The organism is Amycolatopsis suaedae (assembly GCF_004214935.1).
Lineage (GTDB): Bacteria > Actinomycetota > Actinomycetes > Mycobacteriales > Pseudonocardiaceae > Amycolatopsis > Amycolatopsis suaedae.
The window spans coordinates 239,970-252,319 of record NZ_SFCC01000010.1; the positions used below are offsets into that span (position 1 = coordinate 239,970).

Sequence of the window (12,350 nt, forward strand, 5' to 3'; positions counted from 1 at the left end):
GAGGCCCACCCGGGGTGACCCTGGACTAGGAAAGACACCCTGACCAGGGGAGGCGGGCCGATGTTCTCGATCATCATGACCTGGATCGGCGCGATGCTGGGTGTTGCGGTGCTGCTGCTGATGGCGTTCGGCGCCTTCGTGGTGGACGTCGACGACGCTCTGGGCGACCGGCAACGCAAGCTCGACGATCAGACGCCCAGCAGCCCCGCGCCACTCTAGAGCGCGGCGAGGGCCTCCTGGTAGGCGTCCAGATTCACCTCGTCACCGTCCAGTGAACCGGCCAGCGCCGTACCGAGCTGCGTCAGCACCTCGTCCCTGCTCAGACCACGCTCAAGGAGCCGTTCCGCGGTAACCCAGGTCTCGTGCGGGAAGCCGTGCCAGAGCTGGTCGGCCAGCGTCCAGCGAATGGCGAGCCAGCGGGACCGCTCGTCGTCGAGTTCGTCGTTGGCGATCAGCTCGTGGAACTCCGGATGCTCGCCGAGCACGAGCAGGTGCCGCTGTTCGACGTCGGCCGGGTTGAGCGACACGACGTCGCCGCCGATCTCGGTGACGGCCTCGGGCACGGCGAACAGCCGCCGCGTCCGGACGTCCTCCAGGTCGGGGTCGTCCTCGTCGAGGTCACGCGTGTAGGGGTCACCCGGTTCGACGCCGTTGAACTCGTCGAGCATGTCGTCGACCTCGGCCAGCAGCTCGTCGAGCAGCTCCTGGGTGAGGTCGTCGTGCCCGGCGGCCCACGCCGCCCAGGCAGGCAGGACCTCGTCGACCGCGAGCAGTTCGGTGTCGAAGTTCGCCTCCAGGAACCGGGCCAGCTTCTCCGGCCCGACCCGGAGCGGGTCGGCGGGCTCCGCGGTGAGGCCGAACTCGACCAGCGCGCGGACGCACTCGCGGGCCTCCGGGGTGTCGGTCACCACGGAGTCCCGCAGGAACTCCTCGACGACGTCGTCCGGGTCGAGCTGGACGGGCGGATCGGCGGGTTCCCGCTCACCGAGCAGGGCGCAGCGGGCCAGGGTGAGCGCGAGGAAGTCGTCGGTCTCCCCGGCGTGTTCCGGCGTGTCGACCAGCCCGTCCTCGATCATCCGCCGGGCGCGTCCCGGCGGGAACTCCTCGCCCAGCTCGCGGACCTCGGCGAGCATCTCGTGGTCGGTGTCGACGATGACGGCCTCGGTGACCGTGCCGTCGAACTCGACCACGGCGAGGATGCCGTGCGGCTCGTCCGGGTAGTCGAACTCGGCGAGGATCGTGGTGGCATCACCGTAGTCGTCGACCGCGGCCCAGCAGGTGCCCGGCGTCGCCGTGCCGAGACGGTCCAGCCACGCGGGTTTCGGCAGTCCGCGGGCGACGACGTCGGCCAGCGTGCCTGCCGCCTCGGCCCGTAGGCCGGTGGTCGGCGCCAGCTCGGCGAGCGCGGCGAGCAACACGACGGCGGCCGGGGTGCGCTTGCGCCCGGCGTACTCGATCAGCTCACTGCCGATCTCCAGGTCCTCGGCCCACCAGTCGGCGATCAGGCTGGACACCAGGACCTCGAGGTCCAGCAGCGACGGCTCGGCGCCCAGCGCCGCGACCTCGCGCAGGGACTCCCTGAACAGGCTGTTGATGGTGGGCTCGGCCTGCGGCCGGGCCGTTTTCTTCTTCTTGCGGGCGCGGCTGACCGGGCTCATGCACCCATGGTGTCACGCGTCACCGACGGCCTCGCGGGAAGGCGATCCGCGCGTTGCGGATCTCGGTGATCAGCCTGGTCTTGCGTCGATGTGTGGACAGCAGCTCGCCCAGGTAGTCGGCGAACGCCTCCGGGGTTCCCGCCCTGCGGTGCAGCGTCCGCAGCTTGCGCAGCTCCAGTGCGGCGCTGCGGTAGTGCTGGGCGTCGCCGCGCGCGATCAGCTCCTCGACCTGCCTGCGGTGCTCGGCGATCTCCTCCGCGTTGTCCGGCGCCTCCCGCTGGCGGGGCAGCTCGGGCGGAGCCACGCTGGGCTTGCCCCGGCCCAGCGCCTTGGCCGCGTAGGCAATGGCCTCGGTGTGCCTGCCGGCGTCCCGCAGCACCCGCACGATGCGCAGGCTCACCTCCCGGGCGGGCGGCTTGGCGGCGAGGATGCGCACGAGCGTGTCGACGTCACCGGAGATCTCGGCCAGGTCCTCCCGCAGCCTCGTCGCCACCGGCTGTTTGTCCACATAGGACCTGATGTGAGCGAGGCCCTTCTCCCCCAGCGCCGCGGCGAAGTCGGCGAGCCGGATCGGCGGCCAGCCGGGCGAGTCGAACTCGACCCGGAGAATCCACTCGGCCAGTTCGCCAGGCGGTGGCGGATGGGCGGTGCAGGCCCGGGCGTAGAGCTGGATCGCCCGGCGCAGGAGCGAGTCGACGGCGCCCGCCCGCCCGAGTGCGTCACCGAGCGTGTCGACCGTGCGCTTGGCGAGCGGAGCCAGATCCGCGCTGGTCCCCGCGTCGAGCAGCCGCTGCAGAGTGTCGAGCACCGGGACGATCGTGGCGCCGATGTCGGCTGCCGACCCCGCCCCGTCCAGCAGCGTGCGCACCTCGGCGAGATCACCGGGTTCGGCACTCGCACGCAGGCGTTCGGCGAACGCGGGGTCGCGTTCCGCCTGCTCGCAGAGCAGGTCGACGAGCGTGGCCGGGTCGAGTGCGCGCAGGCGGGTACGCAGGTCGGGGATCGGGTTCATCGATCGACATTGTCCGGCATACGGCCGAATGCGAGACAGGTAATCACCCTGATGCCCTAGTCACGGTATGTGATCAGCGGCGGTAGGCACCCGCGAACCGGCAGTGGATCACGAACTCGCCGGTGATCAGTCGCAGCTCCGGCCTGGTCGCCTCGCCCGGAGGCAGCTGCTGCCGTTCGACCCTGGCGACGGTGAACACGGCACTGATGCCGTCGGCGCGGTGCACGGTCACCCGCTCGCCGACGGGGATCTCCCGCGAGCCGCTGTGCCGCTGGTCGACCAGGACGGCCTCACCGCGCTGCCCCGGAGCCGGTCCCTGCGCCCGCCAGTCGCCACCTGGACCGATAAGTCCATTGTAGACACCGATGGCGGGGATCTCGACGGCGCCGGGTACCGCGGGCGGCAGCGAGTCGACGGCGAGCCAGCTGACCGACGCGGGTGGCGCGGAGACGACGTGCGGCCGGGCGTTGGTCGTCGTGTCGTGCCGGACGGCCACCGGCTGGGAGATCTCCACCACACCGGGGCGCTGGGTCCGGGGCAGCAGCAGGAGGATGGCCGCGGTTCCGGCGACGACGATCGCGGCCGAGGTCAGGGCAGCCACGAGTCTCCACCGGGCGCGACGGGTTACCGGCATCATGGGTTCCTTCCCGGGCAGGGGAACCGATGCCCCACTTATCGCCTCCCGACCAGGGGCGTTACGGCCCGGCGTAATCTCGGATCATGGCCATCGAGGTGATGCTCGTCGACGACCACGAGGTCGTCCGGCGCGGCCTGCGTGACCTGCTGGGCGACGAACCCGACATCGAGGTGGTCGCCGAGGCGGGTGGGGCGGCCGAGGCGCTGGCGGTGGCCGCCCAGGTCGAGCCGGACGTGGCCGTCGTCGACGTGCGGCTGGGCGAGGACGGCGCCGACGGCGTGTCCCTGTGCCGCGAACTGCGGTCACTGCCGAGCCCGCCGTACTGCCTGGTGCTCACCGCGTTCGACGACGAGGAGGCCGTGGTCGGCGCGATCCTGGCCGGCGCGTCGGGCTACCTGCTCAAGCAGGTGCGTGGGCAGGACGTCGTGCATGCCGTGCGGGAGGTCGCGGCGGGCCGGTCGCTGCTGGACCCGGTGAGCACGGCCCGGATCCTGGACCGCATGCGGCACCCGGAGGCCGACGAACTCGCCGGGCTCACCGAGCGGGAACGGTCGGTACTCGACCTGATCGGGCAGGGCCTGTCCAACCGGGAGATCGCGGAGCGGCTGTTCCTCGCGGAGAAGACCGTGAAGAACTACGTCACCGCGGTGCTGGCGAAGCTGGGCATGCAACGGCGCACGCAGGCCGCGGCGTGGATCGCCCGGCGGTCACGGTAACGGGATCTCGAACGCCACCAGGGTGCCGAGGCTGGGCGAGGAGTTCACCGAGAACCGCCCGCCCGCGGCGTTCGCCCGCTCGGCGAGGTGCCGCAGCCCGCGTTGCGCGACGCCTTGCGGCACACCGGATCCGTTGTCCCGCACGCGGAGTTTGACGCCCTCGCGGTCGCGGACCAGCGTGACCCTGGTCTCGCTGGCCCCGGAGTGTCTGACCACATTGGACAGTGCTTCACGCAGGGCGGCGCGGACGTGGTCGGCGGCTTCCGGCGGGATGCCGTCGAGTTCGCCGGACAGTTCGAGGGTCGGCGGGAAGCCGAGCAGCTCGCCTGCGATGCGGACCTCGCCCTGGGCGGACTCGGCGAGGTCGGTGGTCGTGGTCTGCGGTGGCTCGGCCGAGCGCAGGGTACGCACGGTGCCGCGGATTTCCTCGATGGTCTCGTCGAGCTGGTCGATGGCCTCGGTCAGCCGGGCGCCGTCGGCGCGGGCGAACCGCTTGCTCATCCGCCTGCGGACGCGGTCCAGCTGCATGCCGGCGGCGTAGAGCCGCTGCACGATGACGTCGTGCAGCTCGCGGGCGATGCGCTCGCGTTCCTGGTAGAGCGTGACCCGGTGGCGGGCGGTCGCACCCTCGGCCAGTGCCATGACGACCCCGGCCTGCCCGGCGAAGGCGGCCAGCAGGTCGACGGTCTCCTGCGGGAACGGGTCGGCCTCCCGGCTGCGGTAGACGGTGAGCACGCCGAGCCGCCTGCCGCCGCTGCCGAACGGCGCGGCAGCGAACGGACCGAAGCCGCGTAGTTCGGCGGGGACGTACGGCGCCGTGCGCGGGTCGGTGGTGACGTCGGCGGCGACGACCGGCTTGTCTCCGCGGGCCACCCGGGCGGCGGCCGACTCGGCGGGCAGCGCCAGGCCGAGGACGTCGTCCGCGTGCCTGCCGTGTGCGGCCTCGACGCTGACCCTGCCGTCGTCGGCGAGCACCATGACCAGTCCGAGGTCGGCCTCGGCCAGCTCCACGGCACGGCGCACGACGGTGCCGAGCACCGCGTCCGGGTCGTCGCCGGACAGCGCGGTGGTGGTGATCTCGGTGGCCGCGGACAGCGCGAGCGCGGCGAGCGTGGGTTCCATGAGTAACAACAAGGCTAGACCCGGACCCTGGTTCTCACTTTGCCGTCCGCGACGTGCAGCACCACGTCGGCGGCCGCGGCGTCCTCGGCCCGGTGGGTGACCTCGACGACGGTGCGCCCGGCCAGTTCCCGCCGCAGGGTCTGCCGGACGGTCGCGGCGGTGCCTGCGTCCAGGTGCGCGGTGGGCTCGTCGAGCAGGACGAGGTCGGCGTGGCGTGCCGCGAGCAGCGCCCTGGCCAGCGCGACCCGCTGTGCCTGGCCACCGGACAGCCCGCTGCCGCCGGTGCCGAGCAGGGTGTCCTGGTCCAGGTCACCGAGGCCGACGCCGGCGAGGACGGCGGCCAGCCGGTCCCGGTCGGCTTCCGGGTCGGCGAGCCGCAGGTTCTCGGCGACGGTGGTGGCGACGAGTCCCGGCTCCTGCGGCGCCCAGGCCACCCGGGCCGGCACCGTGGCGGTGCCGCGGTCCGGGGGCAGGAAGCCGAGCAGGGTGGCCAGCAGGGTCGACTTGCCCGCACCGGACGGTCCGGTAACGGCGACCCAGCTGCCCGGCTCGACGGCGAGGTCGACACCACGCAGGACCGGGCGGTCGGTGTCCGGCCAGCGCAGATCCGCGCCGGTCAGCCGGACGGGGCCGTCGGCGATCGCGGGTTGCTCGGTCTCCGGCAGTGCCGCGAGCCGTGCCCGGGCTGCCCGCAGCGTCGCCGCGTGCTGGGCGGCGGGTGGCAGCAGGCCGAGTACCTCGATCAGCGCGAGCGGCACGAGGGCGAGCAGCGGGGCGAGAACCGGGTCGAGTGTCCCGTTCGTGACGGCGGCCGCGGCGAGGTGGACGCTCGCGACGGTGGCCGAGCCGAGCAGCAGGACCAGAAGGGCCTCGCCCGCTCCGGCGCCGGTGGCGGCGCGGCGTGCCTGCCGGGTCAGCGCGGTGTCGGCGTCGGCGAGGGCGGCTCGGCGGGTCCGGTGGGCGCCGTTGGCGACGAGTTCGGCGGTGGCGTCGAACAGGGCCTGTACCGAGGCGGCGAGGTCGCGGCGGCCACCGGCGAGCCGTTCGGTGGCCCTGCGATCGGCCCATCGGGTGAGCAGTGGTGCGGCGACACTGCCGATGATCACCGCTGCGGCGAGCGCGGCTCCGGCGGAGGGCAGGACGATCGTCTGGGTGACGACGGCCGCGGCGGCGACGATGGCGACCACCGCGGGCGGCACGATCACCCTCGGCAGGAGGTCGCGGACGGTGTCGACGTCGTCGACCAGCCTGCGCTGCACCTCGTCACGCAGTGCGGCGACGCGAACGGGCCCGAGGCGTACCAGCGTGCGCCAGAGGTCCACTCGTAGCCGGGTGGCGATGCGAAGGGCCGCGTCGTGGGTCCGCAGCCGCTCGACGTACCGCAGCGTGGCCCTGGCCAGGCCGAACGTGCGAACCCCGACGACGGCGACGGTCAGCGTCAGGATCGGCGGCTGCTGGGACGCCTTGGCGATGAGCCAGCCGGACACGGCGGTCAGGGCCACCCCGGCCAGCAGTGCTCCCGCCCCGAGCAGCGCGCCGCCTGCCAGTCCCCGGTCGAACAGCCGGTGCCGCCGGGTCGTCCGGGTGGGCGCGATCGGCCCGGGTACGGCGGCGGGTTCGGCGAGCGGACCGTTCGCGCCGGTGTCCGTCGTGGCGTGTGCGGCGACGACCATGGCGGCGCCGGTCGCCCGCAGCGCGGCCGTCACCTGTGCCGCGGCGGCTTCGTCGAGGTGTGCGGTGGGTTCGTCGAGCAGCAGCAGCCAGGCGCCGTGCCGGACCCGCAGCAGTGCCCTGGCGACGGCCACCCGTTGGCGTTGCCCGGTGGACAGCGAGGTCACCGGTGAGTCGAGCAGGCCGGCGATACCGACGGCGTCGAGTACCTCGGTCAGCTCAGCCGGGGTGGGTTCGGCGTCCCGGTCGGCGAGGGCGAGTTCGAGTTCCGTCCGCACGCTTTCGCCCGCGAAAGCCGGTGCCTGCGGCACCCAGGCGACCTGGCGGCGCCACGCGGCGAGGTCGACGTCGGCGAGATCGTGACCGCCGATGCGGACGGTGCCGCCGTCCGGCCGGACGAACCCGAGCAGCACGCCGAGCGTGGTCGACTTGCCCGCGCCGCTGGGTGAGCGCAGCCAGACGGTCTCGCCGGGCCGGACGGTCAGCGACAGGCCGTCCGGAGCGGGGCCGCCGCGGCGGTCGACTCGCAGGTCACGAACGGTCACCTCGCGGGTCGTCGGCGCGAGTGTCCCGTTCGCGTGCACGGGTTCGTCGAGGATGCCGGTGATGCGACGGACGGCTTCGACGCCGTCCTCGCTGGCGTGGAACGCGGCGCCGACGGCGCGGATGGGCTGGAAGCATTCCGGCGCGAGGATCAGCACACCGAGGCCAATGGCCAGCGACAGGTCGCCGTGAGCCAGGCGCACGCCGATGACCACCGCGACGAGCGCCACCGAGAGGGTCGCGGCGAGTTCGAGGACGAACGCGCTGGCGAACGCCGTCCGCAGGGTGGTCACCGTGCTGCGGCGGTGCCGTTCGGAGACCTGGCGGACGACCTCGGCCTGCGCGCGGGCGCGGCGGAACGCGGCGAGCACCGGCAGCGCGCGCACCAGTTCCAGCAGGCGGCCGGAGAGCTGGTGGGTGGCGTCGGTCGCGCCGGCGACGCGGTCGGCGGTGTACTTGCCGACGAGGATGGCGAACATCGGCAGCAACGGCACGGTCGCGGCGATGATGACCGCGGACGGCCAGTCGGCGAACAACACGGCGGCACCGGCGCCAAGCGGCACGACCGCGGCGGTGACGAGCGCGGGCAGGTAGTCGGTGAAGTAGGCGTCCAGCGCGTCGAGGCCCCGGGTGGTGAGGGCGGTCAGCTCGGCGGTGCCGCGCCTGGCCGTCCACTCCGGACCGAGGCGCAGTGCGTGGTCGATCGCCCGGCCGCGTAGTTCCTCCTTGGCGCCCGCCGCCGCGCGGGCGCCGACCGCTCGCACCGCCCAGCTGACCAGTGCCCTGCCGGCGACGACGCCGGCGAGCACGGTCAGCTGGACGGTGCCGGTCGCGTCGCCCCCGACGATCGACGCGAGCACCGAGGCGAGCAGGAACGCCTGTGCCACCAGGAGAGCGGCGTTGAATCCGGCGAGGACAGCGGTAAGGGCCAACGCCCGGCGCGCCGTTGCCGACAGGGCGGGCAGCGCGCCGAGCGGGCCTTTCCCCGGCCGCGCGGTGTCCGGCGGGGACACTGTGGCGGGAAGGGGCGCGCGGCGGGGAAGTCCGGTCATGGCGTGTGCACCGGCGGGATGTGCTGGGTGCTGATGCGCTTGCGGAACACCCAGTACGTCCAGCCCTGGTACACCAGGACGGCCGGCGCGCCGAAGACCGCGACCCAGGTCATCACGGTGAGCGTGTACGGGCTCGATGCGGTTTCGGCGACGGTCAGCGTGTTCGCGGGGTCCAGTGTGGACGGCAGGACGTTCGGGTACAGCGCACCGAACAGCGTGATCGCGGCCGCGGCGACGGCGACGCCGAGCGCGGCGAACGCCTGACCGTCCCGGTCACCGGCCAGCCGCCACCGCGCGACCAGTCCGGCGACCGGGACGACCGCCAGCGGCAGCACCGTCCACAGTGAACCTTCCCGCCACTGCACGAGCAGCAGGAAGCCCACCAGCGGGATCAGTACGACCGGCAGCAGCCGGATGGCCAGTGCGCGGGCACGCGCTCGCACGTCACCCGCGGTCTTCAGCGCGAGGAACGCCGCACCGTGCGCGAGCGCGAACCCGGCGATGGCCACCGCGCCGAGCAACGTCTCCCAGCTCACCGCCGCGAACGGCGAGCCGACCCGGTTGCCCGCGGCGTCCAGCGGCAGGCCGAGCACGGTGGTGGCGAGGACGAGACCGACGCCGAGCGGGGCCACCCACGAGCTGATCACGATGACGCGGTCCCAGGTGCGCCGCCAGCGCGGCGAGTCGACCTTGCCCCGGTACTCGAACGCGACGCCGCGGCCGATCAACGCGAGCAGCACCACGAGCAACGGCAGGTAGGCACCGGAGAACAACGAGGCGTACCAGCCGGGGAACGCCGCGAACATCGCGCCGCCGGCGACGATGAGCCACACCTCGTTGCCGTCCCAGACCGGGCCGATCGTGTTGATCAGCACCCGCCGCTCGGTGTTGTCGCGGCCGAGCACCGGCAGCAGCATGCCCACGCCGAAGTCGAAGCCCTCCAGGAAGAGATAACCGAGCCAGAAGACGGCGATGACGCAGAACCAGATAGTTGGAAGGTCCATTCAGCTGCCCTCCCGCGCCCGAACGGGCCATGTGTCACGTGAAACGTGATTTCCCCAAGTTGTGCACAAGTGTCCGAGTTGTCCACAGATTTCTGTGGATATCTCGCCGTCACCCTTCCGGGGCCCCACCCCCCGATACGCTGGGTGCGGGGCCGGCCCCCAGGGACGGGCGGGGGGTGCCGGGGTGCTGGTACGGGCGAATGTGCTGGTCAGCGGCATGATCAGTGGGCTTCCTAGTAGGCGAAGGCGAGTGCGTCGTTCGGCTTCGCGCCGCCGGGGTCGTCGGGGTTGGCCGGGTCGGCCGGGGGTTTCGGCGGCATCACTCCATCCACACCCCCGCGGACGTACTTGCGCAGCAGGTAGACCTCGACCACACCGAGAACGAGGTAGACGGTCGTCAGCGCGATCAGTGAGGTGAGCACCTCGCCGACGCTCAGGTTCGACACGGCGCGGGCGGTGAACATCCACACTCCGTCGATCCCGGTCGGGTTCGGCACCACGACAAACGGCTGCCTGCCCATCTCGGTGAAGATCCAGCCCGCGCTGTTGGCGGCGAACGGCGTCACGATGCCAGCGAGCATGATCCGCGGGAACCATCTGCTGTCCGGGATACGGCCACGCCGGGTCAGCCAGAGCGCCAGCAGCCCGAGGCCGGCCGACAACGCGCCGAAGCCGATCATGGCCCGGAAACCCCAGTACGTGACGGGCAGGCTCGGCACGTAGTCGATCGGCTTACCCGCCAGCTCACCCAGCGCCGGATCGTCCGGGTAGTGACTGCCGTAACGGGCCGCGTACTCGTTCACCAGATCCTGCACGCCCTTCACCTCGGTAGTGAAGTCGTTGTGCGCCAGGAACGACAGCAGCGCCGGGACGGTGAACGTCTTGACGTTCTCGCAGTTGGGATCGGTGACGTCACCGACGGCCAGGATCGAGAAGCTCGCCGGCTGCTCGGTGTGGCACAGCGCCTCGGCCGCGGCCATCTTCATCGGCTGCTGCTCGAACATCAGCTTGCCCTGGAAGTCGCCGGTCACCGCCAGCACGGCGAACGACACCGCGCCCAGCCACGCGCCGACCTTCAGCGACGACCGCCACACCGGCCGGTGCTCGTCGTCCTGCTTGCGGCGTCGCCACAGGTGCCACGACGCGATGCCGACCAGGAACGCGGCCACCACGGCGAACGCACCGGCGATCGTGTGCGGGATGGCGGCCAGCGCGGTGTTGTTGGTCAGCACGGCCCAGATCGAGATCATCCGCGGCCTGCCGTCGACGAACTCCACGCCGACCGGGTGCTGCATCCACGAGTTGGCCGCCAGGATGAAGTACGCCGACGCCACCGTGGCCAACGAGAACGCCCAGACACACGCCAGGTGCACCCGCTTGGGCAGCCGGTCCCAGCCGAAGATCCACAGCCCGAGGAACGTCGACTCGACGAAGAACGCGACGAGGCCCTCCATCGCCAGCGGCGCGCCGAACACGTCGCCGACGAAGCGAGAGTATGCATTCCAGTTCATCCCAAACTGGAACTCCTGGACGATGCCGGTCACCACGCCCATGGCGAAGTTGACCAGCAGCAGCTTGCCCCAGAACTTGGTCATCTTGAGATAGCGCTCGTTGCCCGTGCGCACCCACGCCGTCTGCATGCCGGCGACCACAATGGACAGCCCGATGGTCAGCGGCACCATCAGGAAGTGGTAGACAGTGGTGATTCCGAACTGCCACCGGGAGAGATCGAGGACGTCCACGTCTCGATCGTTCCGCGCTCCTCACCCCGCTCCCAGGTCCCCTGGTCCCCTCCTGTCCGGGACCAAAGTCCCGTCAGACGGTCTCCTGGGCCACCCAGGACAGGTAGTCGGCGCTGCCGCCGGTGATCGGGGTGGCGATGACCTCGGGGACGTCGTAGGAGTGTCCGGCCCGCAGGTGCGCGGTGAGCTCGTCGAGCCGGCGCGCGGTGGTCTTGATCTCCACCCGCCACTCCGGCTCGGTCCGCACCTCGCCCTCCCAGCGGTACACGCTGAGGATCGGGCCGACGACCTGCGCGCACGCACCCAGTCGCGCCGCGATCGCACCCGACGCCAGCTCCTTCGCCGTGTCCTCCGAGTCGACGGTCGTGCTGACCAGAACGTGTTCGGCTTCCATGACATACACCGTACCCGACCCGAAACAATTGTTTAGGTGCACCGAAAACGCAATTGCGGAATGTCTCCGGTTTGTATTCGCGCACCCCATCTGCTGGCAATTCTGAAGACGCCCCTTTATCGTTGAATCCAGAAAGGGGTGCAATTCCGGTGTCTGCCGAACTTCTCGCGTTGCTCAGCGCGTTCGCGCTGGTCCTGGCGGTGGAACTGCCGGACAAGACGCTCGTCGCCACCCTCGTTCTGACCACCCGTTTTCGCGCCGCACCGGTGTTCGCCGGGGTAAGCGCCGCATTCGCCGTCCAGTCGATCATCGCCGTGGCGTTCGGCAGCGCGCTGACATTGCTTCCACAGAACGTCGTCGCCGGGGTCGTCGCATTGCTGTTCGCGGTCGGCGCGTTCCTGCTCCTGCGCGAGGGGTTCAGCAGGCAGAAGGAAGCCGGGGAGGACGCCTCCCGCTCGGGCCCCGGCCCGGTCGGCTTCCTCAGGGCCGCGGCCACCTCGTTCGGCGTGCTGTTCGCCGCCGAGTGGGGCGACGCCTCCCAGCTGGCGACCGCGGGGCTGACGGCCCGCTCCGGTCATGCGGTCGCGGTCGGCGTCGGGTCGTTCCTCGCCCTGCTCACGGTCGCGGGGATCGCGGTGTTCATCGGCCACAAGGTGCGCAGCCGGATCAAGCCGCACCTGCTGCAGCGCATCGCGGGCTTCGTTTTCGCCGGGTTCACCGTGCTGGCGGTCTGGCAGGCCTTCGCCGCCTGACGCCGGGTGGCCGCCCCCGCGAGGTCACGATTGGGTAACCTGGGCTG

The 12,350-nt window shown here is 71.8% G+C and carries 11 protein-coding genes; 3 read left to right on the plus strand and 8 right to left on the minus strand.

All coding sequences use genetic code 11. From position 1 onward, the window contains the following. The first annotated feature begins 60 nt into the window (after positions 1-60). Positions 61-219, plus strand: coding sequence for a hypothetical protein (locus EWH70_RS35535; protein ID WP_165436353.1), 159 nt, complete (start codon positions 61-63; stop codon positions 217-219). Here EWH70_RS35535 and EWH70_RS21150 read toward each other — a convergent pair. The 3 genes from EWH70_RS21150 to EWH70_RS21160 form a co-directional block, all read right to left on the minus strand. Continuing rightward, positions 216-1,658 carry a hypothetical protein gene (locus EWH70_RS21150; RefSeq protein ID WP_130477185.1) on the minus strand — a complete coding sequence of 481 codons (1,443 nt, stop codon included), beginning with the start codon at positions 1,656-1,658 and terminating at the stop codon, positions 216-218. The genes EWH70_RS35535 and EWH70_RS21150 overlap by 4 nt on opposite strands. 19 nt (positions 1,659-1,677) lie before the next feature. Next, positions 1,678-2,670: a hypothetical protein gene (locus EWH70_RS21155; protein WP_130477186.1), complete on the minus strand. Its 993-nt coding sequence runs from the start codon at positions 2,668-2,670 to the stop codon at positions 1,678-1,680. Positions 2,671-2,743: 73 nt separating this feature from the next. After that, the gene (locus EWH70_RS21160; protein ID WP_130477187.1) at positions 2,744-3,271 is read right to left on the minus strand and encodes a class F sortase; all 528 of its coding nucleotides are present in this window, start codon (positions 3,269-3,271) and stop codon (positions 2,744-2,746) included. A 119-nt stretch (positions 3,272-3,390) separates the two neighbouring features. On the opposite strand from EWH70_RS21160, the gene EWH70_RS21165 reads away from it, so the two are divergent. Beyond that, on the plus strand, positions 3,391-4,023 hold the full coding sequence (locus EWH70_RS21165; RefSeq protein ID WP_130477188.1) for a response regulator: 633 nt from the start codon (positions 3,391-3,393) through the stop codon (positions 4,021-4,023). Here the strand turns inward: EWH70_RS21165 and EWH70_RS21170 are convergent. The 5 genes from EWH70_RS21170 to cutA all read right to left on the minus strand — a co-directional run bounded on the left by EWH70_RS21170 (position 4,015) and on the right by cutA (position 11,551). Continuing rightward, positions 4,015-5,145: a GAF domain-containing sensor histidine kinase gene (locus EWH70_RS21170; RefSeq protein ID WP_130477189.1), complete on the minus strand. Its 1,131-nt coding sequence runs from the start codon at positions 5,143-5,145 to the stop codon at positions 4,015-4,017. The genes EWH70_RS21165 and EWH70_RS21170 overlap by 9 nt on opposite strands. Positions 5,146-5,159: 14 nt before the next feature. Next, positions 5,160-8,411, minus strand: coding sequence for a thiol reductant ABC exporter subunit CydD (cydD, locus tag EWH70_RS21175; protein WP_130477190.1), 3,252 nt, complete (start codon positions 8,409-8,411; stop codon positions 5,160-5,162). Then, positions 8,408-9,415 carry a cytochrome d ubiquinol oxidase subunit II gene (cydB, locus tag EWH70_RS21180; protein ID WP_130477191.1) on the minus strand — a complete coding sequence of 336 codons (1,008 nt, stop codon included), beginning with the start codon at positions 9,413-9,415 and terminating at the stop codon, positions 8,408-8,410. Before cydB ends, cydD begins: the two co-directional genes overlap by 4 nt. A 233-nt stretch (positions 9,416-9,648) precedes the next feature. Continuing rightward, positions 9,649-11,157, minus strand: a complete 1,509-nt coding sequence (locus tag EWH70_RS21185; RefSeq protein ID WP_130477192.1) for a cytochrome ubiquinol oxidase subunit I — start codon at positions 11,155-11,157, stop codon at positions 9,649-9,651. A 73-nt stretch (positions 11,158-11,230) separates the two neighbouring features. Next, positions 11,231-11,551: a divalent-cation tolerance protein CutA gene (gene cutA / locus EWH70_RS21190; protein ID WP_130477193.1), complete on the minus strand. Its 321-nt coding sequence runs from the start codon at positions 11,549-11,551 to the stop codon at positions 11,231-11,233. Between the two features lie 149 nt (positions 11,552-11,700). On the opposite strand from cutA, the gene EWH70_RS21195 reads away from it, so the two are divergent. Continuing rightward, positions 11,701-12,303 carry a TMEM165/GDT1 family protein gene (locus tag EWH70_RS21195; RefSeq protein ID WP_130477194.1) on the plus strand — a complete coding sequence of 201 codons (603 nt, stop codon included), beginning with the start codon at positions 11,701-11,703 and terminating at the stop codon, positions 12,301-12,303. Positions 12,304-12,350 lie beyond the last annotated feature (47 nt).